We start from the raw sequence: 22,568 nt of genomic DNA on the forward strand, positions 1-22,568 counted from the left end.
CTTTTCTATCCAAGTCCTCCAATCGTGTAACTTTGCGCCTTCCAACACACTTTCTCACGTTGATCTTGCCATAGTCATCAAGTTGCCTTGATTAGTTCACATTCGACTCCCAGACTGTTTCTATAGTTTTTATAAGATATAAAAGACCCTGCGTATGAGAAGCGCAGCTGTAACGCGACTAGGCATAAAAACAAAAAACGCTAGGGATACAAGCGAATTTGTAATCTCAACATTTAAGGAAGACCAAGATGAAACCGGAAAAAGTAGCAGTAGTCACTGGTGCGGCTCGTGGTATTGGCCAAGCGATTTGTGAACAATTACTGGAGGATGGATTCCACGTAATCGGGCTAGACATATCACCCGTGGAATGGAGCCAGTCGGCGCAGCTAAGCAGTTATCAAGTCAACTTGTGTGATGCCGAAGCCGTAAGTGAAGTAGTAGAAAGTGTTGTAGAGCAGCACGGAAGAATCGATGCTCTGGTTAACAACGCGGGCATCACTCGAGATGCACTGTTGCCAGACATGTTAGAGCAAGACTGGGACAGCGTGATCGACGTGAACCTAAAAGCGGTGTTCTTACTCACCCAACGTGTTGCTCCTGTCATGCTAGAGCAGGGCACAGGCAGTATTGTTAGCATTTCTTCTATAGTGGGAACGGATGGTAATATCGGCCAGAGCAACTACGGCGCAAGTAAAGGCGGCGTCATCTCAATGAGCAAAGGCTGGGCGAAAGAACTTTCAAGAAAGGGTGCACAGATACGCGTCAACTGTGTCGCGCCAGGCTTTATCGCCACCGACATGACCAAGAACCTGCCAGAGAAAGTTATTCAAATGATGGAAGGCAAAACCCCATTAGGGCGCATGGGCTCAGTTCAAGATATTGCCAATGGCGTCTCTTTCCTAACCTCAGATAAGAGCGCCTACATCACAGGCCAAGTGCTCAAGATTGACGGTGGGCTGGTGTTATAGCTCGCTAATCAAAACGTCAAATAACAAACGCCCTTTATTTATGTGAAGGGCGTTTTTGTTTGAGGAACATTAATTGACCTGCTGGTATTTTTTTGCTCCTAAATGATTCAGTGGAATCAGTCAATAGTACGTGATGGAAGGTATAATTGCTTACTTTTATTAGCGAAGAAACTGATTGTATTGAGTGTTTTGTAGCCACTTGTTTTCTGGTAGCTTACAGCTCTTATTAAAGCTGTTGTGCCAGTCACATCTAATTGACCAAACATACAAGGAAGGAATTGTGAAGTATACGCCAAAGCCTATTCGACCTAGCAACCCATCTGCATTAGAGTTGGTTATTTATTACTACGAATGTCAAGCGGCCTGAATATCACGACAAAAAGAATAGTGTTGCGCTTAACAATGAATCTAAAGAAGCTTGCAAGCAGCGTACTGATGCTTTGGAAAAGGATTGGGCACACCTTCAGCATGAGCGAAAAAAGATCACTTCTCAGGTGATGCTACAGCAGGATCTTGAAACATGCCGTGCTGAAAACAAGTTGAAAGATGAAGATGAGTTGTTCGAGGAGGCTCATCATCCGACTTGTGTGCTGGCTCGTAATCTCACTGCAGTTGGTGAACCTAAGCCGAGTAGCATCCATGACCCACATCATATCATTCCGGGTGAAGGGCGGTTTCAGCAGGTTAGACTTGTTGTGACACGATTAGCTCTTCATGCTCACGGTATTGGAATCAATGACCCGTTGAATGGCGCTTGGCTACCTCGCTATAAAAATGACAAAGGTCACTGGGCAGGCAGTGAAGCACCAGCTCATCGAGAGATACATCGGTATAACTATGAATCATGGATTGTGAATACGTTTAGTTCTCCAATGCTGCCTGAGCAGGCAATGATTAGTCGCTTACAAAGAGTAAAGCACAAACTTCTGCATGGTGGATATCCGCAGAAAATTATTGAAAAGAAAGACACTAGCTGGAGCGGTCAATCATGAAAATCTACCAGTTAAAGCAACGCCCTGAGGAGTTTAAAACTCTAACTCTGGATATTATGAATCTTGCTAATCAGCTTGGTAATAAAAAGCTAGTAAGGCAACTCCGACTGCAGCCTTCTACTAATGAGCCTTTACTACCAATTTGGAAAGATGGTGTGGTTGGCGATTTTGAGGATGTTTTAGGAAAAAACTCTACGATGCCGGACATATCAACATGGTATAGCACATATCTAGCGCTAACTGCAGGTGCATGCGATAAGCTAGAATCGGTACTAGCGTCTGAGGGGGAGTTCTTGCCTATAAACGTTGGTGACGAAACCATATATGCTTTTAATTGCCTTAGTTTTGGCGCTGAAGATGAGTCTATGTGCCTTAAGAAACATACCGATGGTTTTGAAGATGGTCTGGAAACCATTGAATTTGATGAAGAGGATATCGAACCACGCTATGTATTCAAATCTCGCTTACAAGGCTGTACAGTTCTCTATGCTACAGAATCTTTCAAGCTTTTGTGCGAAGAGCATGGACTAGAAGGACTTAAGTTTGATGAAGATTTGCTGGATCCGTTTTAGTAGTTGACCAATGGGGTTAATGAATCCAACCACTACACTAGAAATTTGCAATACCTAAGCTAATGTTAGTGGGTTAATCGGGTCGTGGTTTTTCACAGTAGAGCCAAATTAGAAGTTGCATTTATTGCTAGTTCTGTCTTTTCTTTAGTAACAGTAGAATATGAAATCATGCAGTCGAGGCGTCAGGTGGCGGGATTGCAAAGCAGTCTTTATCTCTAGTATCAAAGAGGACGGGGAGCCGCTTTTTACAGGCGACTATATCGAATACACTAATTAGCGCAGTTTTAATAAGCGTAATGAAAATGAGAAGCTGAGAAAGCCCGAGAAGAACTATTAAGTCGAGATTCCTTTCTAATATGTAGTGAGTGGGTTGATTTGGCCAACCGACAAAAGGATTTGTAACATCTATAATTGTCCATTAAATGCTAATTTAGCAAAACCTATAACTCAATTTTCCAAAAATGAGTTTCGTTAGCTTGAATTAGAATAGCAAAGCGCTCTTCACGAAAGTTAAGGGCGTTAACAGCCTTTCATGTTGTTTGAACCAAGGTATCGAGATCCGCTTCGCTCCTAGTTACGTTCAACCTTAGCAGCTACTTTTCATCAACAAATAGAGATGAGTTACCATCAAGTGGCATAGGGAAGCGCGTGAGCACTATTCTCTCAAATGAACACTAAACTCCTTCTTTGTAGCCTGTCACCTTCAAACTACTTCCTCTAGCACTAACAATTAATTCAAATGTGCGCTGGTTAATGATTTTTCTGTAAGTAACACAATTGAACGTGATAGAAGTAACAAAATGGCCTCTTAACGGTAACGTTCCCGAAAAGTTTATATATTATCGCCCTCATTGATACAAGTAGTAGAGACGCTCTGAGTCTGAGCGCTCTCAAATTCAGGCTTTAGATGGACATTTAAAGTCACCATAAGTTTGCGATTTTTCTTGGGAACGTTTGCAATATGCCTAAGTATAAATTTACGTGAGACTATGGAAATGAAACTACACACTTTGATGATGGCAGTAGCGCTTGGACTGGTTACAGCACCTGCATTCGCAACAACAGATGTTGACGCTCTTGAAAAGCGAATTAATGAATTAGAACAGAGACTTGAACAGACAGAAAAAGTATCCACAGAAGCAAATGAGAAAGCCTCAAGCTTTGAGTTTCATGGCTACGCTCGTTCCGGGCTACTGATTAATGACGATCTGAATGGTGCAGTGGGTACTGGTCCTTACATGACGGCAGCTGGTGCTATTGGCGCTCCAGTTGGGCGATTAGGGGTAGAGGATGATCATTATGTGGAAGCAAACCTTATTCACAAACGTTTTGCAGATGATGGTTCCAGCGCATTGTTCCGAATCATGTTGGCAGATAGTACGGAAACCAATAACGAATGGACGGCGAGCGAGAGTCAATTAAACGTTCGTCAGGTATATGCTGAGCTAAACAAGTTGAGTATGTTCTCTGAATCAAGAGCTTTTGCTGACGCGACGTTTTGGGCTGGTAAACGATTTGACCGTGATAACTTTGACATTCACTTCTTTGACTCGGATATTGTTTTCTTATCTGGTACTGGTGCTGGTGTGTATGACGTCCAAATGAGCGATTCGTGGAAAGCAAACTTCTCGATCTATGGTCGTGATTTTGGTGAGATTGATAGCTCGTCAACAGATGTTGAAAACTATATCGCGACAATGAACAACCGCTTCGGTAATTGGCAATTGATGCTGAGCGGCATGACGTCTGCTGATAACAATGATCGCGTAGAAGGCGCAGCGGACAAAGGTTTACATGCGATGTTTGCTTACCATGGCGATAACTTCTTTGGCATGAGTGAAGGCTTCTCTAAAACCGGTATTTTGATGGGTGATGGACTGGGTGCGGAACTTAAAGGCATCGGTTCAAACGGAGATTTGTTAGAAGACGCAAAAGCCGTACGCTTGTTCAGCTATGGTGTAACACGCATCGGCGACAACTGGCGTGTAGCACCTGCGTTGCTAGCAGAACACAGCCAAGATCGCTTTGCTAAAAATGATGAATTTACGTGGGCATCGTTCAACATCCGCTTAGCGCAAGAGTTTACGCAGAACTTTGAGATGGTTTATGAAGGCTCATACCAATACATGGACCTAGACAATGCGATTGATAAAGCAAGTGGCAGTTTTTACAAAGCGACAATTGCACCAACGCTTAAGATGTCTACCGCTGCAGGTTTCTTTGACCGTCCGGAGCTACGTTTTGCAGTTAGCTACGTTGATTGGAGCGAAGACTTGAATGGCTACTCGATTAGCCAGGATGCGGGTGCTGCAACGATGGGTGATGGTGGTGAAGTTCTGTTTGCACTGCAAATGGAAACTTGGTTCTAAAGGGATCTAACCGACAAAGAGTAATAAGAAAAGCGCCAACTGATTTCAGTTGGCGCTTTTTCATTAACAGGACTGACGCTCAATTGTTTTGAATGTTAGTACCATCTTACTCATTTCAAAACTTCTGTTGGCAATTCTATCTAGTAGCAGTTTCGCACCATTTTCACCCGCTTTATCAAATGCATAGTTAAATGTTGATAAGGTTGGGGTGCACACTGATGCGAGCTCATCATCACCAACTCCTAGCACTAAAACGTCTTTACCCGGTGTTAACCCGAGCTCTTGAATCGCTCTCATCGCACCGATAGCAATACGGTCTGTCGCACAGAACAAGCCATCTAGCTTAGGGTTCTTTGTTAAGTGTTGTTTTGCCAATGAATAGCCAGAATCGATGGTAAAGTCACCACGAGCATGGAAGGCGATCTCAAAACCATGATGCTGTAGCGCTTGAACAAATCCTTCAGAGCGTTGCTTATCTACCGCGATATCGTCACCTTGCACACCAATAAAACCCATGGTTTGGCAACCTTTTGCAACCAGTCTATTTCCCGCTTCAAACCCTACTCGTGCGTCATCATGAATGATGCTTGGAATATTAAACATGGAACCATCTTGACCGACGAGCACAACTGGAACGGCTGAGTTTTGAATTGCTTTTACCAGTTTGGAATCGAGGTGGGTGGCGTAAAGAATGATCCCTTCAACCCGTTTTTGGTTAAAGATCTGAATGTATTCCAGTTCTTTTTCGTGGGCTTGGTGAGTGCTAGCAAGTAAGACATGTTTCCCGGCTTTTTCAAGGACATCGGTTAATCCATCGACACCTTGGGATGTGGCATGAGAGGAAACCCGAGGAACAATGACACCAACCAGATTGGTCTTTTGAGATTTTAGATCTTTAGCGACTTGGTTCGGCACATAGCCACACTCCGCTACTGCTTGGCGGACTTTCAGTTTTGTCGCTTCTTTTACGCCATATTCATCGTTTATAACCCGTGACACTGTTGATTTTGATACGCCAGCCAGACGGGCGACATCATGTAGACTCGCCATTGTTCCTATCCATTCTGTTTTTCGTTTTTGGGATTGTTTGCAAAGAGAAGATGAAAAGCTCTTTGATAAGTAGCGATTCTAACCTCCTATACTGCTCTTAGGGAGATAATTTGACGATCATTCTCACATTCTCTCTGCTTTATCTTTGATCATTTGGTTTTATTGAGCAAAAATCTGTTTTGCAAACGTTCCCGAAAATTTCGCAAGCTCAGATAATAATCCAATGGGGTATGAAATGAATTATCCGGCAGTAGCAAAAGAGTTGTTAACTCTATTAGGTGGTAAAAGCAACATCACCGCACTTGCGCATTGTGCGACACGCTTACGCCTTGCCGTTGCAGATGAGCAAAAAATAGATGAACAAGCGATTGATAGCCTTGAAGGAGTAAAAGGGCAGTTCAAAGTTGCGGGTCAGTACCAAATCATTTTTGGATCTGGCATCGTAAACCAAGTTTATGCAGAAATGGCGAAGTTGACGGGGATGAGTGAAATGTCCACCAACGACGTTGCGTCTGCTGGCGCAGAGAAACAAAACATCGTTCAGCGCGCGGTGAAAGGGCTGTCTGATATTTTCGTTCCAATCATTCCAGCAATCGTCGCTGGCGGTTTGTTGATGGGTATCTATAACCTATTGACTGCCCAAGGCTTGTTCATTGATGGAAAATCTTTGATTGATGTCAACCCAGGACTGACAGACTTGGCGAACATGATCAACACGTTTGCGAACGCGCCGTTTGTTTACCTGCCTATTCTGCTGGCATTTTCAGCCAGTAAGAAGTTTGGCGGTAACCCATATTTAGGGGCGGCGCTAGGTATGTTGATGGTTCACCCTGACTTGCTGAATGGTTGGGGATTCGGCGGCGCATCTGTGTCTGGCAACATTCCGGTTTGGAATATTCTTGGCTTTGAAATCCAAAAAGTGGGTTACCAAGGTTCGGTGTTACCGGTTTTGGTATCGGCATTCATTCTTGCGAAGGTTGAGCTAGGCTTACGTAAAGCCATACCTTCTGTTTTAGACAACCTTTTAACGCCATTACTGGCGATTTTCATAGCGGGTTTGCTGACGTTTACTGTCGTCGGTCCGTTCACGCGTGATATCGGTTTCCTATTGGGTGATGGTCTGAACTGGCTATACAACACTGCTGGCTTTGTTGGTGGTGCGGTATTTGGTCTTATTTATGCTCCGTTTGTTATTACTGGTATGCATCACAGCTTCATTGCGATTGAAACTCAACTTCTTGCGGATATTGCGACGACGGGTGGCACTTTTATCTTTCCTATTGCGGCGATGTCTAACGTTTCTCAAGGAGCGGCAGCGTTGGCGGTGGGCGTGATGAGCAAAGATAAGAAGATGAAAGGTATTGCGATTCCATCTGGTGTTACGGGTTTGCTGGGTATTACAGAACCGGCTATGTTTGGTGTTAACTTAAAACTACGTTACCCATTTATTGCGGCAGTTTGCGCTGCGGCGTTATCAAGTGCGTTCATCACAATGTTTAATGTGAAAGCTCAGGCATTGGGCGCAGCTGGTCTTCCAGGCATCATTTCCATTACGCCAGAGAAGATTGGATACTACATCGCGGGTATGGTGATCGCGTTCTTGACCGCATTTGTTCTCACCATTGTTCTTGGTATGCGTGACCGCGCTAAAGTCGGTAGAAAAGCAGCGGCTTAATCTGAACTCCTTAGGGGTGGAGTCCCCCAAAATCCACTTCTTTTCCTAAATGTTTGGGGTGCTAGCCAAGCACTAATGGCTTGGCTAGCCTTTTTCAATTTTTACTTGGTAGTGAAGGCGTTCAACACGTTGGACTATCAGGGCTTTAATTTCAAGGTAAGCAAGATGAATCAAGTGTGGGTAACTGGTGATGCTGTTGTCGATCTAATACCGGAATCTGATACTTCTTTACTCAAATGTCCCGGTGGTGCACCAGCGAATGTCGCCGTAGCTATTGCTCGTCTATCTGGTAAGAGTGCGTTTTTTGGACGTGTGGGTGATGACCCATTGGGTCGCTTCATGCAATCAACGCTCGATCAAGAGGGCGTGAGCACGGAGTTTCTCGTTAAAGATCCTGAGCAAAGAACATCAACAGTGGTGGTGGATTTAGACGAGCAAGGTGAGCGCAGCTTTACGTTTATGGTAAAACCGAGCGCTGATCAGTTTATGTCTGTTGAAGACATCCCAAACTTTAAGCAAGGTGACTGGCTACACGTTTGCTCAATTTCACTGGCAAATGAGCCAAGTAGAAGCAGCACGTTTGAGGCGATCAAAAGAGCAAAAGCCGCTGGTGGTTTCATTAGCTTTGACCCTAACTTGCGCGATGAAGTGTGGCAAGATCAATCAGAGATCCAAGCTGTCGTGATGAAGGCTGTAGCGATGGCTGATGTGGTTAAGTTCTCTGAAGAGGAGCTTTTGTTCTTAACTGACTCAACATCGATGGCGCAAGGTTTACAACAAATAGCCTCTTTGAATATTGCTTTGGTCTTGGTGACACAAGGTGCTAAAGGCGTTTGGCGCGTCTTTGAAAATCAGAGTGAGCTGATCACTGGTCAAGTCGTTAGTCCGATTGATACCACAGGTGCGGGTGATGCTTTTGTCGGAGGGCTACTGGCATGTCTGTCTCAGCATGACGATTGGAAAAATCATCCTGTTGTTAGCTCTGCGATTCAATGGGCAAATGGCTGTGGTGCATTAGCGACGACGCAAAAAGGCGCAATGACTGCGCTTCCTACCCAGACAGAGTTGCTGCAATTTATTGGGCAATGATCTCCAGATCCAATTTCAGTTGAGAAAAATTATGAGCTTAAACAACCGTTGGACTGTAGAGCAAAGATATCGCCGACTTGAGCAAATCCCTCAGTGTGATATCGAAGAAATGACACTTTTACGTCAGCAAGATAAAGGCTTTCCTAGTTTTCATATCGCCCCTAGATTTGGGCTGTTAAATGACCCAAATGGGTTGTGTTATTTCAATGGTGAGCACCACATCTTTTACCAGTGGACGCCTGTGGGACCAGTCCATGGAATGAAGTATTGGTATCACCTTTCTACTAAAGACTTCATCCATTTTACTGATCATGGTGTGGGTCTTCATCCCGACCAAGACTACGATTCACATGGTGTCTATTCGGGCGGCGCTTTGGTGGAAAACAACAAGGCTTTGCTGTTTTTTACTGGCAACAAGCGTGACCAAAACTGGAATCGAATCCCAACACAATGTTTTGCCACCATGGATTCAGATGGCAACATTGAAAAGCACGGTGTGGTCATTGAGAACGAACATTACACGGAGCACTTTCGTGATCCAAAAGTTTGGAAGAAAGGCGACGACTATTTGATGGTGGTGGGTGCTCAAACCAAAACCGAGCATGGTTCAATGGCGCTCTATCAAAGCAAAGATTTGAAAACGTGGCAGCATAAAGGTCCTATCAAGACCAAGTTTTCTGACCTTGGGTACATGTGGGAGTGTCCTGATTTCTTTGAGATTAATGGTCAATCGGTGATGCTGTTTTCTCCACAGGGCGTGAGCAGTAATAATCCTTATGATTTCAAAAACATCTATTCTGTTGCGTATATCGTGGGTGATCAGTTGAACCTAGAGTCGATGATTTTAGAAAACCACCAAGATATTTTGCAGCCAGATTATGGGTTTGATTTCTACGCCCCACAAACCTATTTAGATGAGAATGGGCGTCGCATTCTTATTGCATGGATAGGGTTGCCAGAAATCGACACACCATCGGTCACACACCAGTGGGCAGGAATGTTGTCTCTTCCTAGAGAACTAACGTTGAAAGATGGTTTTCTTGTTCAAGCTCCGCTCCCTGAGCTGAAGAGTTTAAGAAAAGAAGAGGTGGTCTTTGCACAATCCCATACACTGGAAAGCACAAGTTGTTTGATCCAATTAGACCTTGAGGGCGATGGCTTTGAACTTGAGCTGAGTAACCTCAAAGGTGACAACATCGTCTTTAGTGCGACAGAGCACGAGTTTATGTTGGACCGTCGTCACATGTCTCATTTGTACGCAGAAGAATTTGGTGGTATTCGAAAAGCACCAAGATTGGACGCTAAGCAGACGATTGATATATATATCGACAATTCTGTCATCGAGATTTTCATTAATGATGGCAAACACACGATGACCAGTCGTTTCTTTATTGATGACCTTAGTAAAGTAACGTTGATAGGGTTGAAACAAGCAAGGCTTTTCCCTTTGAAAGGTATAACTGGTTTGTTTGAATCAGCTAAGTAACGGTTTCGAATACATTAAAACGCCCTTCATTGATTTAGTGAAGGGCGTTTTTCTTTCTAACTATCTAACTTAACTGCCTATCACGTACGTAAGTGGTTTGAACTAGGGTATCCAAAACAACGTCACTCTTGGTGACTTTGAAGTTCAACGGTTGCTCCAAATCCCCAAACAGAGGTGCGCAGCCGAGTGTCGCTTACTCATCGTTGGCATCTCGAACCTAGTTCACATTATCGCGACGTTTTTACTTATAGCGTGAAAGAAAATCCCATAACCAAAGGTTCTAACTAAAAGAGATTGCAGGACTTTTATTTAGCGAATTCGACCTAATATCTTGAGTATGCCTAATCGCAGTTGGCGAAGAGGTGATGTTAATAATGCTTGCTGGCGCGTAAGACCCGTCAGTTTGAAGATGCATTCAAACACAATAAGGGAAAACAATGGCTAACGAATACATTCCACCAAAAGTTTGGACAAACGATAATGAAAACGGCGGTCAGTGGGCGAGCATCAACCGTCCGGATTCTGGCGCACGTCATGAGCAAGAGCTTCCAGTTGGTGAGCACCCATTCCAACTTTACTCAATGGGTACCCCAAATGGTCAGAAGGTGACGATCATGTTTGAAGAGCTTTTGGCGGCTGGCGTAACGGCAGCAGAATACGATGCATACCTGATTAAGATTGGCGATGGCGACCAGTTTGGCTCTGGCTTTGTGGCTGTTAACCCAAACTCAAAAATTCCGGCATTGGTTGACCGTTCGGGTTCTGAGCCAGTGAACGTGTTTGAATCTGGCAACATCTTGTTTTATCTAGCAGAGAAGTTTGATCATTTCTTACCAAAAGAAGGCGCTAAGCGTGCTGAGGTAATGAACTGGTTATTCTGGCTGCAAGGTTCTGCGCCATATCTAGGCGGTGGTTTTGGTCACTTCTATGCGTACGCACCAGAGAAGTTCGAGTACCCAATCAACCGCTTTACAATGGAAGCAAAACGTCAGTTAGATGTATTAGACAAGCGTCTTGCGAACAATGAATTCCTAGGTGGCGATGAGTACAGCATCGCTGATATCGCAACATGGCCATGGTACGGCAACCTTGTGTTGGGTCGTGCTTACGATGCGGCTGAATTCTTAGACGTAGAAAGCTACAAAAACGTTGTGCGTTGGGCAAAAGTAATTGATGAGCGTGAAGCGGTAAAACGTGGTCGAATTGTGAACCGTTCATGGGGTGAAGAATGGGAGCAGTTACCTGAGCGCCACAGCGCAGAAGATATTGATAAAGTATTGAAACTTAAACCATAAGCAATCTTGGCCTAGCTACGTCAAATGAGTTTAGTTTTATCTATGCTTATACAGTGACCTTAATCAAATCTATAGCGCACCATATACGGTGCGCTATTTTTATTCTCATTTAGTCTCGAAATTCTAATTTATATCACCTATTGAAGAGCATTTAGTTAGTAGATGAATCTTTAATGTGTTTATATGTTATGATGCAAAACAAAGCTCATATTTCCATGTTAAATATGGACTGGTTATACTGCTTTCTAATAATTAAATTATTTAAAAATTATAAACCGATTTTATATCCATTATAAATAAAATTAATGATAATTAATATTTGACATAACCACTAAATTTATGTGGAATATGCGGGTTGATTTGTTTTGAAGAAATAAAATTAATTTCTAGTACTTTTATTTAAGACAAGCTTAGCTTTTAGCGATGTTTAATTATTAATGCTTATATCATGAAAGAGGATATGTATGATGTCGTCGTTTGAGTCGTATTGGGTTGGGGTACGTCAAAGAATAGCTACACAAACCCAAGGTAACCGCAGTTTAAAGTCTCTAGTCATTAAAAAGCAGCGTGTGAACTTAAATAACAGTGGGTTATCCTTTCGCGCTAAGTCCGGATGCCTTATCCCTCACTGTTATACCAAGTTCTCTGATGAGATAAACCTAAAAACATCGAAAAAATCGTCTCTTAGTTTTAAAAAAGGAAAGCTGTATTTTTCTCCGATTTAATAATAAATGAAATTTACATAAATTATAATCTGAGGTTTTTAAATTTATCGATAATTAATTGCGATTTTATGATGCGTTTTCAGTATGTTTTCTTGGTAAGTAATTAGCTGGGCTTATTGTTGATTGTTTTTGTTGTTTCCTATTTAGATATGGATAAAAGCTCAACTACTTTTCCTATACCAACTTACTCCCTGAATTGACTTGCGCGCTTTTTCTCTCCTCTCAAAAAACATAGCGTTACGGAATTATTTTCGCTCCTGTTTCATTCTTCAAGACGAAAGCTCTACCTACCTCTCATTATTTTCGACAAACATTGAGTAAAAGTAACCAATCGTAACAAGGTGGCTGTAACTGAGCGCCGTTTCAATATACTCGTTTTTTAACTAGGTAATCCCGCGCTTTGAATTCATTCGGGTACCGTTTGTAAGCCTTAAATGCGACTAAGATAAGATGTCATGATGAGAAAAAGTACTATATTACACACAGTGTTAATTACAGGGTTCGCTGCTGTATCCTCGTTGGCTTATGCTGCGCCTTCAGTTGTGCCAAATGCGCCGGAACTCAGTTCTCGTGGTTATGTTTTGATGGACTTCCATACGGGGAAAGTACTGGTTGAACGTGATGCCCACAAACGTTTAAACCCCGCGAGTTTAACGAAGTTGATGACTGCTTATGTAGCTGGTCAAGAAATTAATACAGGCAATATTACGTTGAATGATGAGGTTGTCATCAGCCGAAATGCTTGGGCAAAAAATTTCCCAGATTCTTCAAAAATGTTTATTGAAGTCAATACTTCCGTTTCTTTGTCTGACTTATACCGTGGTCTGATTGTTCAATCTGGTAACGATGCCAGTGTTGCTATTGCTGAGCATGTTGCGGGAAGTGAATCAGGGTTTGTGAGTTTGATGAATAGTTGGGCCGCCAAGCTTGAATTGTCTAACACGGCATTCACCAACCCTCACGGCCTAGACAGTGACGGTTTATATTCGACACCTTATGATATTGCCAAGTTGGGCCAAGCGATTATTCGTGACTTACCTGATATCTATCCGCTGTATAGCGAAACCTCGTTTACTTACAATGGCATCACTCAATACAACCGTAATGGCTTGCTTCGTGATCGTAGTATGAATGTCGATGGCATGAAAACTGGATATACAAGCGGTGCGGGTTATAGTCTAGCGACTTCTGCAACACAAGGTGATATGCGTCTGATTGCAGTAGTAATGGGAGCGAAGAGCGAGAATGTTCGTGAATCAGAAAGCAAGCAGCTGTTAAGTTATGGCTTCCGCTTTTACGATACGGTAATGCCGACTGAGGCGGGTGCGGAACTTGCGAAAGCTCGAGTTTGGATGGGCGAAAAAGACGAGCTTACTGTCGGCGTAGCTAACGATGTTTATCTCACTTTGCCAAAGGGAGATGTAAAAAAGCTGCAAGCGGAAGTTGAATACAACGGTGATTTAGTTGCGCCAATTTCTGAGCAACAAGTGGTTGGTAAAGTGCTTTACAAAGTCGACGGTAAGGTCGTAAATGAAGCCGAGCTCGTTGCATTGGAGTCGGTGGAGGAAGGCAGTTTATTCAAGCGAATTTTAGACTGGTTTAAGCAATTGGTCGCTAGCTGGTTCTAAACAGTAGCGAACTTCTGTCTATATCACTCTATCTTGTTAATTTTCTATTAAATCAGTTTACTAAGGCGACCAACGTGGTCGCCTTACGTTTTTGGAATACTCGTTGCGTTAAAACGCAGGCCTTCTTGTAAGGGTGTGTTTTTACCTGACCAAGAGCGTTTTGTGTTTTTGGGTGCGAGAGAAAAGAAACTAGAACAAGAATGGAGTGACACGTGCACAAGATTTTATCTTTGACATTGATTTTATCGCTCATGGGCTGCGCTATGCCTTACCAGCAGGAGGTCGATAGCGGCCAATGTGTTGGAGTCATGACCTCTCAGGATGCATATGGTTATTTAAACCCAAACCATTACACGATGCAGGTACTCGCGCTGAAGCAAGAAAAAGATGTGAAAGATTATATTCGCTATATCGATCCTAAGCATCCGGTTTGGGTTAACTGGAAAAACAGCCGAGGCACGCGTTGGTATACGGTAACTGTTGGTGATTTTAAAACGAAACAGGATGCCTACAATGCGCTTTCTTCATTACCAAGCCGTGTAAAGCAGTCATCCCCGTTTGTGCTGACTTTTGCGGAAATGCAGCGTAAGCAACAAACGAGTGTTGTGAGAATGCGTTAGCCAACAAAAAACGGAAGCGATGGCTTCCGTTTTTGTATTTAGGAGTAAGCTTAAAGCGCCGCTAAAATCGTTTCTGCTTTGCTTGCTTCAAACTCTTTTGGCTCTTCAACGTTAAGCTTAGTCACTGTGCCGTTTTCAATGATCATCGCGTAACGTTGTGAGCGAATACCACCAAAGCCGCCTGTATCCATTTCAAGACCTAATGCTTTAGTAAAGCTAGCGTCGCCATCACCCAACATCAGAATCTCAGAAGCGTTTTGAGCTTCGCCCCACGCTTGCATCACAAATGCATCGTTTACAGAAACGCAAGCAATTAAATCAACACCTTTTGCCTTTAGCTCATCAGCTAATACCACATAGCCTGGTAGATGAGCTTCTGAACAGGTAGGGGTGAATGCGCCAGGTACAGCAAAGAGTACGACTTTCTTGTTCGCAAACAGTTCTGTAACGTCGTGGTTAACCATACCATCGGCAGTCAACTCACTTAGAGTTGCAACTGGTAGAGCTTGGCCTTGTTGAATCATGATTCTATTCCTTTTTGTGTGCTAGTTTAGCTTTCTCAGTCTAGCGTTTATAAATGCGGTTAACCACAGAGTCTTTGTAGGGTTTTAATACCTACGCGTTTGACCTAAGGCGTGGCACTATGCCTTTATTGCAACGCTTCGTGCTGGTTTACGTATTGGCTAACAAGGTGACGATATTTCGCCTTTAACTCGTTATCGATAAAGCTGGCATCAATCGCGTTCATTGTAAATTGGGCAAGTTCACTCTTACTCATTGGATGTGCGTTGTTGACGGCCAGAAAGTTATCCGTCATGTAGCCACCAAAGTACACAGGATCGTCTGAGTTAATCGTTACGGCGACACCTTTTCGTAGCAAATCCACAACATTGTGATCTTTCATATCGTCGAATACACATAGCTTAAGATTCGATAACGGACACACTGTCAGTGGCATTTGGCTTTCGATTAAGGATTCAACTAATGCTTCATCATCAACACAGCGAACACCGTGATCCACGCGGCTCACGTAAAGCATTTCAATGGCATCGCTAATATTTTGTGCGGGGCCTTCTTCACCTGCGTGAGCAACGGTAAGTAAGCCTTCTTCTACTGCTTGTTTAAATACGCGCTTGAATTTAGCTGGCGGATGACCTTGTTCTGAAGAATCTAGTCCAACACCAATGATCTTATCACGGTGTTTCAGAATAGCCTGTAGGGTCTCTATGGCGCTCTCTTCTGAAAGGTGACGGAGAAAACACGCAATAATTTGCGAGGTAATGCCAAGTTTTTCGTGACCATCTTTTAGCGCGCGAGCGATTCCATTGATAACAGTGTCAAAGTCTATGCCGCGTTCTGTGTGTGTTTGAGGGTCAAAAAAGATTTCGGTATGAATAACGTTGTCTTCTTTACAGTGCAGTAAGTATTCCCAAGTGAGATCGTAAAAATCTTGCTCCGTACGCAGAACTCCCGCTCCTTGGTAATAGAGGTCGAGAAATGATTGTAAGTCTGTGAACTGATATGCGCTGCGCAGTTCACTCGGAGAAGAGTAAGGGATCTCGATGCCGTTTCGTTTTGCTAATTTGAATAAGAGTTCCGGCTCAAGTGAACCTTCGATATGTAAGTGCAGCTCTACTTTTGGAAGACCTTGAATAAATGCGTTCATATTCCACCTTATGTGTACTGTGGATGCAGTTACTCTAAGAATAGGTATAGATAGAAATAAATCGAACGCTATCACAAAGAGTAAGACCCACGATGATCTCAACTCTTCGTAATCAGCACTTTGCGGGAACTGGTAGAGACCCCCAAACCATATCATTGGGGTTATACGAAGCAAACGAGAGGGATTATACGCAAAAATATCGCTTTGGCTATACGCAAATAACCTAACTGTCATTAGTCACGGGGTTTCCTGTGAGCGAAACGACTATTTGCAAGTCACTTGAGTATAGAGGAGCCAGTTGTTTTTGCGTGTGTGAGAGGCACGTGTAATTAGAAGAGTAGTCTAAAAGAGTGGAGATTCGTTTGAGCAAAGGTAGGTGGCGGTAACTTGCACAACGATAAAGGCAGAGAAAGCACTAGAGAGCATTTATAGATCGAATAACTTATCAAATTCTCTTTGTTCCATAATGTCTTCTATGCGGCGTCGAGTTTTCTGCTTTATCGCCGCCGCGTTTTGTTCAGACTCTTTTTTGTCTTTTTCTGACTGCTTCTTACTTTTTCTAGCCATTGGATACCTTCCAAATTAGTTGAATTATCCATTAATGCATGAAAACTGAATTAGTTAACAGTAAAACTTCCTAACTTTGAACCTGAGTCACAGAGAATAGTTCCAGATTGCGTTTTCTCACAATATTCAAAATCGATCATAAAGCTATGAGAAAGAAGTTTCGGTAATACGTGTCTTCGTAAAATATCACCATTTAATTGATGTATTTTAGCGTTCCAAGAGGTTTGAGGTTGTTCTAAATTAAATTCAATTTCTAACATTTATTCTCCTGTTTTTTAGTGATTTTCTCTTTGTTAAGTAATTGATACCAATGTCTTTGACGGCCAGTTCTTTTTGAAGACATGATTTTTCCTATAAATAATAAATTAAGCAGTACTATTCAGTTTATTTTAGATAGCACAAAGCAATGCCTAAAATTAGGCTGAATGATTGATGAAAGAATATTTTAGAAGGAGAGAGGTTTGGTGCAGCATGGGCATGCTACACCAAGAAAAGCAGTCTTATAGAGGAGTTACTTCAGTCGCTTGAGGACCTTTTTTACCTTGCTCTACATTGAAGCTTACTTTCTGACCTTCAGTCAGTGTTTTGAAACCGTCAGAAACGATAGCGTTAAAGTGTACGAATACATCTTGGCCGCCGTTGTCTTGAGATAGAAAACCGAAGCCTTTAGTTTCGTTAAACCATTTTACTGAACCAGTTACTTTAGACATAAAAATACCTTTGAATTAAACATTAAAATTATGATTTGTTTTGTGGATCTTTTCTAAGCTATTGAATGTTCAATCAAGAGGAAGTTGTACGCAGGTGTCTGAATTGGGGATTCAAGATTTTACTGAGAGGAAACTTAAACTAAATGTTGCATTAACAGCTCTCTTCTAAGAGCCAAGGCACACTATACACCTTGTTTAGAAAATAGCTACATTTATTTTAGATAAATTAAATGTGCTCATTATTAACTCGATAAATTGTATTGTTCGAAAAAGTTGAATAAGTAGAACGAATAGTATGGCTCATAATTTTAGCTCATCAACCTAAAATAGAACCTTATCGATAGCCATAGATTGAACATGCGATTTGCAAGCGGTCACAAAGATAAACTAGGAGAACTAGTATGAGTAAATTCAGAGAAATTCGTCAGCTTATTCCTGCGCAACCTACTGCTGATGGTGATGGAGTGAAAATTCGCCGAGTAGCGGGTTTCAATCATGCTAGCTTTTCTCCATTTTTGATGATGGATGAACTCAAATCAGAAGACCGTGCTGACTATATCGGCGGTTTCCCTCCGCATCCGCACCGCGGTATCGAGACGCTTACTTATATGTTGAAAGGTCATTTCCAGCATCGTGATCATATGGATAATGTTGGCGAGCTTCGTTCCGGTGGTGCACAGTGGATGGCAGCAGGAAGAGGCGTCATCCATAGCGAAATGCCTATTATGAAGGAAGGCGAACTGCATGGTTTCCAAATTTGGATTAACCAGCCTGCGAAAAATAAGATGCAGCCAGCTCAATATCATGACTTTCAACCTGAAACGATCACTGAGTTTGATACTCCGAATACGGGGGTTGTACGTTTGATTGCGGGTCATATGACTATAAACAACGAACGAATTCAGGGGCCGCTAACAGAGACAGGTGTTGCTGCCACGGTAGCCGATTGGAGAGCGATGGGTGGTCAAGCTTTGAATTTGAACACGGAGCAAGATAACAACATGATGCTCTATGTCTATAAAGGTCGTATTCAATTAAGAGGTCGTGAGATCAATCAAGGTGAAATGGCCATTTTATCGAAAGGTGAATGGGTTGAATTGCAGGCCGAAAAAGAGAGTGGTGCACTGATCTTTATTGGTGAGCCAATTAATGAACCCGTGGTGCATTATGGCCCTTTTGTCATGAATAGCATGGGAGAGATAGAACAAGCCATCCAAGACTACAACTCTGGGTTGTTTGAAACTTACTAGTTTTGACAGCCTACTCGCTTTTTCAGTTAGCGAGCAAATTAAAACAGTTTTGAGCCTGAATATTGGGCTCGACCAGAAGCAAATACGATAATCCACTGCCATCGAATTTGCGTTAGCCACGTTTAATCCACGTGGCTTTTTTCTACTTCTGACTCCAACGTATGATGGCTTCCTTTCCTGCTTCAATTCCTAACTCATAAGCATGACGCAGTGGTGCTGGCGATCGACTCAGCCGTTTCAACTTGAATGTTTCAGGAGGACACACTTGAATGATTTCGATACCAGGTGGAGGGTTGTTGATCAGCGCTAAGGTCTGATTGTAGCGAACTTCACGTGTCAACATCGGTTCAATTAATCCGGGCGTTTCTTTCAACATCCTCTTAGTTAGGGCGCTGAATCTTCCTCTTGGCTTTTGATAGCTTGCGGGCTGACTGCGTAAAACCATAATCTTTTTGGCTCCTCGCTTTATTGCTTCTGCAACAGGAAGTGCGTCTGAGACGCCACCATCAACGTATTGAATTCCGTTCAGTGATACGCCATTTCGGTAAAGTACAGGCAGTGCGCTGCTGGCTTTCATTGTTTCTGCCAAGTCGTCGACATCAGGAAGGTGGTACTCCGCTTGCCCATTGTCTTGACGCGTCACGCCTAAAAAGAAAGGTCGTGAATCAGCTTTGAGCGCAGATTTATCGATGCCAAGTTCTTCGAGGGTGACATTCCACATCCAGTCTAAGTTCATCATATCACCACCACGTAGAAGTTGAGATGGAGAGATAAATTCTTTTCTTAAGCTGTAATCGAGGTAGATTTTTAAGTTACGTCCGGGCATTTTAGCTAAGTAGGCAGCCAAGTTGCTAGCACCCGCAGACACTCCCCAAAAGCTATCAAATGGAGAGAACTCGCTAGCAAGAAAATGATCGAGTATGCCGCATGAAAATACGCCTCGCATGGCTCCACCTTCGACAATCAATGCTCGAGAGCCTACTTTTTCCATCACTTCGCTCCACTCTTTATCAATCGGATAATAGCGTGCAGCTTAACGCATAATGGTTTTATACCCAAGTGGGCCAAAGGTCTAGGTTGCGTTCCTTTGAATAAAAAGGGCATCAACGGATGCCCTTGTCACTTTTAGCCTATGGAATTGCGGGTAATTGAGTCGCTAATTTAGTGAAGGAGACCGAGCGAATTAGCCCCCTTACATAGAGCCATACCTGTAGTCCCATACTGATCGTTGTTGGAATAGTTTGATGATCACTTGTTAAATAGGCATACAAACACTATCCAGAGCGTTGTAAGCAAAAGTAATGGGGTGAATACTTTCTGGATAGAAGCGCCATCAGTTAAATTGTAAATTTTGATGGATTCATTATAGAACGCTCGTTTGAATTCTTTGAAGCTAATGTCGCTCTTCGCATGCGACTGTTCATAGTGCTGGTGCGCAGCGTCCGATAGCTGGTATTCCAAGTCTTGGAGCTCGTACTCCTTGTTAAAAAACGCATCCCAAGCCGAAAGGCGGGCTATCGTTTTAGGAGATGGATCCCCATTTAGTTTCTCTAGACGTTTAGCATAAGCTGCTTGATATTTATCCACGGTATATTCCTGTCTGAATAGACGTTGAGTTAGAACATATGTAAAAAGAAAAATAAGTAATAAAAGGTTTTTTACGTTCTATACCTGTGATAAATGCTAAAAAGTTCAATGCTCTAGCACTCCGATGTCGCAAATGATATTGATGGAATTGCTCTGCGACAAATAAAATAATTACTCTAGATAACAACGAATTTTTGTTGTTTTTTAAAAAAACTGATCATGAGATTGAGTGGGGAGTTTTACCGAGAAGAATTTCGCTACTGTAACTCTCTATATTTACTCAAAAAGAGAAAATCTTAGAAGCTTTCTTTGATTGATGTGAGATATTTTAGGTCGAAAAGCATTAATCTTGGCTATGATTATAGTTCGTCTTTTTGTTGTTGAACTCTACTTCGAGGGGGAAAGAACCCATATTTCGAGCATAGGATAGCTCGCTTTTTCGTTACGTCGTTCTTGGAGTTTGAGTCAGTGACGACGCTATGAGTCTAGCATCTTGAACTCGATTGGGCGTATTAATTATAAAAGTAAAGCAGTGCTGAGCTAGGATAAACTTCAACGTAAAGGTGACGGTATGAATATACAATCAGCCATTATTGAATATGCGATAGCGATTATAGGCTTACTTTTGACGGGCGTTACCCTCTGAGCATGACTGCCCAGAGGATAGAAAGTGCATTAGCTTTTTGCTAACGATTGATGTTGTATCGAGCCATTGCAGCTTCTTCAGACGATACAACCGTTTTACCAATTGGTGCGAGTGAAATAACCGCTAGTTTGAGGTGTTGGAGCGCAAACGGAATGCCGATTATGGTGACAAAGCATGCTGCGGCAGAAAGTACGTGACCGATAGCTAACCAAAGGCCTGCAAATACAAACCAAAGGACGTTACCAATAACGCCGAGCGGACTCGTGCCAATGTCCATTTCATTGGTCAATTCATCGCGTGAGATGGCCTCTTTACCGAATGGGAAAAAGGAAAAATTACCCATAACGATACACGCACGCCCCCAAGGTATTCCGATGATGCTAATAAAGGCCAAAATACCAAAAAACCACCATAGCAACCCCATAAATACGCCACCAAATACAAACCAAATGATGTTACCAAGTGTTCTCATTCTATTTCCTTTATTCTTGAATGTGATGATCCAGATACCTGAGAGCACCGTAAAACAAATCTAAACCGTCTGTTTTGTCGATGTGTGCTTTCGTGCCCTCATTGACCTGATTGATAGAATAATCGCCGTAGTCTTAACAGAGAATGAATGCCTTCCCTAAGGCAAGTCTTTTTAGTATAGAGCGTAATACTCAATCAAGCATATAGCCAAGAATCGCATTATCTAGAGACAACTTTCTCGAGATATTGACAAATTTGCTCTGCCAATCGATGGCTGGCAATGTTGCGTGTTACTACTTCATCAGCAATATTTCCAGACTCAACGACGCCAAACCAATCGAGCAACATCGAATGGAAACCTTTACTCGTCAGCATTGGCGTCCAGTCTTTCAAATTGATTTTTTGCTCTTGGTTAGCTTGCCATAGTTTGCCTTCAACGAAGGAGTCGAACTCAACTGCCTTGTTTGCATAACAAGCTTGAACGCGCTCTGTAGTGATACCGAAGTGGCGATTCATCGAGGCGTGGAGCAAAGTATCTCCATGTTGCCACTGAATATCTAAACGCGCCAACTGACCACCTTCAAGTTGATGAGTTACATAAGCATCTCTTAGATCGGCTTTGGCTGTGACGTTAACGCTGTCTAATGGGTGAATAAAATCATCAAATATAAAGGTACGAACATCCCCCGGTAGTTGGTGACGGTTCTTTTCCCAGCGTAGCGACTTTAAGTCAGATATGTTGCCTTGCTGCACTTGTGGCATATGTTGGTTGTAAAGTGGAATGTGACGACGGTTAAAGCCCACATAGAGTGGCTGTCTCTCTTTTTCGGCAATGTCGTACAGCTTTTCCACGTCATCAGCACTGTTCGCTAATGGTTTGTCGACAAAGGTTGGAATTCCATGCTGCAGAAAAAATGCCGCTATTTGAGGGTGTACGCTTGTTGCCGCATGAATCATGACGGCATCGACGCCAAAGTGTAGAAGTTGCTGGTAGTCTTGGCAGATCTCTGAGATTCGATACTGCTTAGCCAGGCTCTCAAGTGTGTTTGGGTTGCGGGTACAAAATACAAGTTCGATATTTGGAAGCTGAGTGATAACAGGAAGGTATGCTTTCTGAGCGATATCCCCTAGACCAATAATACCAATTTTCATCCTAGTCCTTATCTCGATGTATGGATCGCGGACTGTCAGTATAACGCTTG

At 42.8% G+C, this 22,568-nt stretch carries 21 protein-coding genes, 1 pseudogene and 1 riboswitch; of the genes and pseudogenes, 11 read left to right on the forward strand and 11 right to left on the reverse strand.

Translation table 11 applies throughout. From position 1 onward, the window contains the following. Positions 1–248 precede the first annotated feature (248 nt). The 4 genes from fabG (at position 249) to R7O13_RS01260 (ending at position 4,901) form a co-directional block, all read left to right on the forward strand. The gene (fabG, locus tag R7O13_RS01245; protein ID WP_017633598.1) at positions 249–968 is read left to right on the forward strand and encodes a 3-oxoacyl-ACP reductase FabG; all 720 of its coding nucleotides are present in this window, start codon (positions 249–251) and stop codon (positions 966–968) included. Between the two features lie 440 nt (positions 969–1,408). Continuing rightward, positions 1,409–1,960 (forward strand): AHH domain-containing protein, encoded by a 552-nt coding sequence (locus tag R7O13_RS01250; RefSeq protein ID WP_318302773.1) that lies wholly within the window; start codon positions 1,409–1,411, stop codon positions 1,958–1,960. Beyond that, entirely contained in the window at positions 1,957–2,532 is a 576-nt protein-coding gene (locus tag R7O13_RS01255) for a hypothetical protein (protein WP_033906347.1), read from the forward strand. The genes R7O13_RS01250 and R7O13_RS01255 overlap by 4 nt, the downstream gene beginning before the upstream one ends. A gap of 995 nt (positions 2,533–3,527) precedes the next feature. Continuing rightward, on the forward strand, positions 3,528–4,901 hold the full coding sequence (locus R7O13_RS01260; protein WP_318303091.1) for a carbohydrate porin: 1,374 nt from the start codon (positions 3,528–3,530) through the stop codon (positions 4,899–4,901). A 63-nt stretch (positions 4,902–4,964) separates the two neighbouring features. On the opposite strand, the gene R7O13_RS01265 is transcribed toward R7O13_RS01260, so the two are convergent. Further along, complete coding sequence (locus R7O13_RS01265) at positions 4,965–5,951, reverse strand: LacI family DNA-binding transcriptional regulator (RefSeq protein WP_005373712.1); 987 nt, start codon at positions 5,949–5,951, stop codon at positions 4,965–4,967. Positions 5,952–6,186: 235 nt separating this feature from the next. On the opposite strand from R7O13_RS01265, the gene R7O13_RS01270 reads away from it, so the two are divergent. The 3 genes from R7O13_RS01270 to R7O13_RS01280 all read left to right on the forward strand — a co-directional run bounded on the left by R7O13_RS01270 (position 6,187) and on the right by R7O13_RS01280 (position 10,201). After that, positions 6,187–7,626, forward strand: coding sequence for a sucrose-specific PTS transporter subunit IIBC (locus R7O13_RS01270; RefSeq protein ID WP_213961046.1), 1,440 nt, complete (start codon positions 6,187–6,189; stop codon positions 7,624–7,626). Between the two features lie 165 nt (positions 7,627–7,791). Continuing rightward, complete coding sequence (locus tag R7O13_RS01275) at positions 7,792–8,715, forward strand: aminoimidazole riboside kinase (RefSeq protein WP_213961047.1); 924 nt, start codon at positions 7,792–7,794, stop codon at positions 8,713–8,715. A gap of 31 nt (positions 8,716–8,746) precedes the next feature. Then, positions 8,747–10,201 carry a sucrose-6-phosphate hydrolase gene (locus tag R7O13_RS01280; RefSeq protein WP_318302776.1) on the forward strand — a complete coding sequence of 485 codons (1,455 nt, stop codon included), beginning with the start codon at positions 8,747–8,749 and terminating at the stop codon, positions 10,199–10,201. Between the two features lie 64 nt (positions 10,202–10,265). On the opposite strand, the pseudogene R7O13_RS01285 reads toward R7O13_RS01280, so the two are convergent. After that, positions 10,266–10,385, reverse strand: a pseudogene (locus tag R7O13_RS01285) (dihydrofolate reductase); the annotation flags it as partial. Positions 10,386–10,638: 253 nt separating this feature from the next. Between R7O13_RS01285 and yghU the strand changes: the two are divergent. From yghU to R7O13_RS01300, 3 genes are all read left to right on the forward strand, one after another. Next, positions 10,639–11,496: a glutathione-dependent disulfide-bond oxidoreductase gene (gene yghU, locus R7O13_RS01290; RefSeq protein WP_005373705.1), complete on the forward strand. Its 858-nt coding sequence runs from the start codon at positions 10,639–10,641 to the stop codon at positions 11,494–11,496. Positions 11,497–12,679: 1,183 nt separating this feature from the next. Next, positions 12,680–13,849 carry a D-alanyl-D-alanine carboxypeptidase family protein gene (locus R7O13_RS01295; RefSeq protein ID WP_171342685.1) on the forward strand — a complete coding sequence of 390 codons (1,170 nt, stop codon included), beginning with the start codon at positions 12,680–12,682 and terminating at the stop codon, positions 13,847–13,849. A gap of 212 nt (positions 13,850–14,061) precedes the next feature. Continuing rightward, positions 14,062–14,469 (forward strand): SPOR domain-containing protein, encoded by a 408-nt coding sequence (locus R7O13_RS01300; protein WP_005373701.1) that lies wholly within the window; start codon positions 14,062–14,064, stop codon positions 14,467–14,469. Positions 14,470–14,519: 50 nt separating this feature from the next. On the opposite strand, the gene R7O13_RS01305 is transcribed toward R7O13_RS01300, so the two are convergent. The 5 genes from R7O13_RS01305 to R7O13_RS01325 form a co-directional block, all read right to left on the reverse strand. Continuing rightward, a complete protein-coding gene (locus tag R7O13_RS01305; protein ID WP_005373699.1) occupies positions 14,520–14,993 on the reverse strand; it encodes a peroxiredoxin in 474 nt (157 codons plus the stop codon). 125 nt (positions 14,994–15,118) lie between these two features. Then, positions 15,119–16,135 carry an adenosine deaminase gene (locus R7O13_RS01310; protein ID WP_213961399.1) on the reverse strand — a complete coding sequence of 339 codons (1,017 nt, stop codon included), beginning with the start codon at positions 16,133–16,135 and terminating at the stop codon, positions 15,119–15,121. 89 nt (positions 16,136–16,224) lie between these two features. Beyond that, positions 16,225–16,324, reverse strand: a riboswitch (purine riboswitch). A gap of 237 nt (positions 16,325–16,561) precedes the next feature. Further along, positions 16,562–16,702, reverse strand: coding sequence for a PA3496 family putative envelope integrity protein (locus R7O13_RS01315; RefSeq protein WP_005373694.1), 141 nt, complete (start codon positions 16,700–16,702; stop codon positions 16,562–16,564). 50 nt (positions 16,703–16,752) lie between these two features. Next, positions 16,753–16,962 carry a hypothetical protein gene (locus tag R7O13_RS01320; RefSeq protein ID WP_005373692.1) on the reverse strand — a complete coding sequence of 70 codons (210 nt, stop codon included), beginning with the start codon at positions 16,960–16,962 and terminating at the stop codon, positions 16,753–16,755. Positions 16,963–17,202: 240 nt separating this feature from the next. Further along, a complete protein-coding gene (locus R7O13_RS01325) occupies positions 17,203–17,412 on the reverse strand; it encodes a cold-shock protein (RefSeq protein WP_005373691.1) in 210 nt (69 codons plus the stop codon). A gap of 401 nt (positions 17,413–17,813) precedes the next feature. Here R7O13_RS01325 and R7O13_RS01330 point away from each other — a divergent pair, with 401 nt between their 5' ends. After that, positions 17,814–18,662 (forward strand): pirin family protein, encoded by an 849-nt coding sequence (locus tag R7O13_RS01330; protein ID WP_222716423.1) that lies wholly within the window; start codon positions 17,814–17,816, stop codon positions 18,660–18,662. Positions 18,663–18,804: 142 nt separating this feature from the next. On the opposite strand, the gene R7O13_RS01335 is transcribed toward R7O13_RS01330, so the two are convergent. The 4 genes from R7O13_RS01335 to R7O13_RS01350 form a co-directional block, all read right to left on the reverse strand. Beyond that, positions 18,805–19,653, reverse strand: coding sequence for a patatin family protein (locus R7O13_RS01335; RefSeq protein WP_054577745.1), 849 nt, complete (start codon positions 19,651–19,653; stop codon positions 18,805–18,807). Positions 19,654–19,910: 257 nt separating this feature from the next. Continuing rightward, the gene (locus R7O13_RS01340) at positions 19,911–20,249 is read right to left on the reverse strand and encodes a hypothetical protein (RefSeq protein WP_017635147.1); all 339 of its coding nucleotides are present in this window, start codon (positions 20,247–20,249) and stop codon (positions 19,911–19,913) included. A 686-nt stretch (positions 20,250–20,935) separates the two neighbouring features. Beyond that, entirely contained in the window at positions 20,936–21,367 is a 432-nt protein-coding gene (locus R7O13_RS01345) for a YccF domain-containing protein (RefSeq protein ID WP_005373685.1), read from the reverse strand. A gap of 218 nt (positions 21,368–21,585) precedes the next feature. Beyond that, the gene (locus tag R7O13_RS01350) at positions 21,586–22,518 is read right to left on the reverse strand and encodes a Gfo/Idh/MocA family protein (protein ID WP_167416160.1); all 933 of its coding nucleotides are present in this window, start codon (positions 22,516–22,518) and stop codon (positions 21,586–21,588) included. Between the last annotated feature and the right edge of the window lie 50 nt (positions 22,519–22,568).

The sequence above is a fragment of the Vibrio sp. Y176 genome, assembly GCF_033438945.1.

What these genes read in the sequence shown, in the direction of transcription:
- fabG (WP_017633598.1), top strand. Translation starts at nt 249, where the DNA reads ATGAAACCGGAAAAAGTAGCAGTAGTCACTGGTGCGGCTCGTGGTATT.
- R7O13_RS01295 (WP_171342685.1), top strand. Translation starts at nt 12,680, where the DNA reads ATGAGAAAAAGTACTATATTACACACAGTGTTAATTACAGGGTTCGCT.
- R7O13_RS01255 (WP_033906347.1), top strand. Translation starts at nt 1,957, where the DNA reads ATGAAAATCTACCAGTTAAAGCAACGCCCTGAGGAGTTTAAAACTCTA.
- R7O13_RS01280 (WP_318302776.1), top strand. Translation starts at nt 8,747, where the DNA reads ATGAGCTTAAACAACCGTTGGACTGTAGAGCAAAGATATCGCCGACTT.
- R7O13_RS01345 (WP_005373685.1), bottom strand. Translation starts at nt 21,367, where the DNA reads ATGAGAACACTTGGTAACATCATTTGGTTTGTATTTGGTGGCGTATTT.
- R7O13_RS01270 (WP_213961046.1), top strand. Translation starts at nt 6,187, where the DNA reads ATGAATTATCCGGCAGTAGCAAAAGAGTTGTTAACTCTATTAGGTGGT.
- R7O13_RS01335 (WP_054577745.1), bottom strand. Translation starts at nt 19,653, where the DNA reads ATGGAAAAAGTAGGCTCTCGAGCATTGATTGTCGAAGGTGGAGCCATG.
- R7O13_RS01330 (WP_222716423.1), top strand. Translation starts at nt 17,814, where the DNA reads ATGAGTAAATTCAGAGAAATTCGTCAGCTTATTCCTGCGCAACCTACT.
- R7O13_RS01350 (WP_167416160.1), bottom strand. Translation starts at nt 22,518, where the DNA reads ATGAAAATTGGTATTATTGGTCTAGGGGATATCGCTCAGAAAGCATAC.
- R7O13_RS01260 (WP_318303091.1), top strand. Translation starts at nt 3,528, where the DNA reads ATGAAACTACACACTTTGATGATGGCAGTAGCGCTTGGACTGGTTACA.
- R7O13_RS01310 (WP_213961399.1), bottom strand. Translation starts at nt 16,135, where the DNA reads ATGAACGCATTTATTCAAGGTCTTCCAAAAGTAGAGCTGCACTTACAT.
- R7O13_RS01320 (WP_005373692.1), bottom strand. Translation starts at nt 16,962, where the DNA reads ATGTTAGAAATTGAATTTAATTTAGAACAACCTCAAACCTCTTGGAAC.
- yghU (WP_005373705.1), top strand. Translation starts at nt 10,639, where the DNA reads ATGGCTAACGAATACATTCCACCAAAAGTTTGGACAAACGATAATGAA.
- R7O13_RS01315 (WP_005373694.1), bottom strand. Translation starts at nt 16,702, where the DNA reads ATGGCTAGAAAAAGTAAGAAGCAGTCAGAAAAAGACAAAAAAGAGTCT.
- R7O13_RS01265 (WP_005373712.1), bottom strand. Translation starts at nt 5,951, where the DNA reads ATGGCGAGTCTACATGATGTCGCCCGTCTGGCTGGCGTATCAAAATCA.
- R7O13_RS01275 (WP_213961047.1), top strand. Translation starts at nt 7,792, where the DNA reads ATGAATCAAGTGTGGGTAACTGGTGATGCTGTTGTCGATCTAATACCG.
- R7O13_RS01305 (WP_005373699.1), bottom strand. Translation starts at nt 14,993, where the DNA reads ATGATTCAACAAGGCCAAGCTCTACCAGTTGCAACTCTAAGTGAGTTG.
- R7O13_RS01325 (WP_005373691.1), bottom strand. Translation starts at nt 17,412, where the DNA reads ATGTCTAAAGTAACTGGTTCAGTAAAATGGTTTAACGAAACTAAAGGC.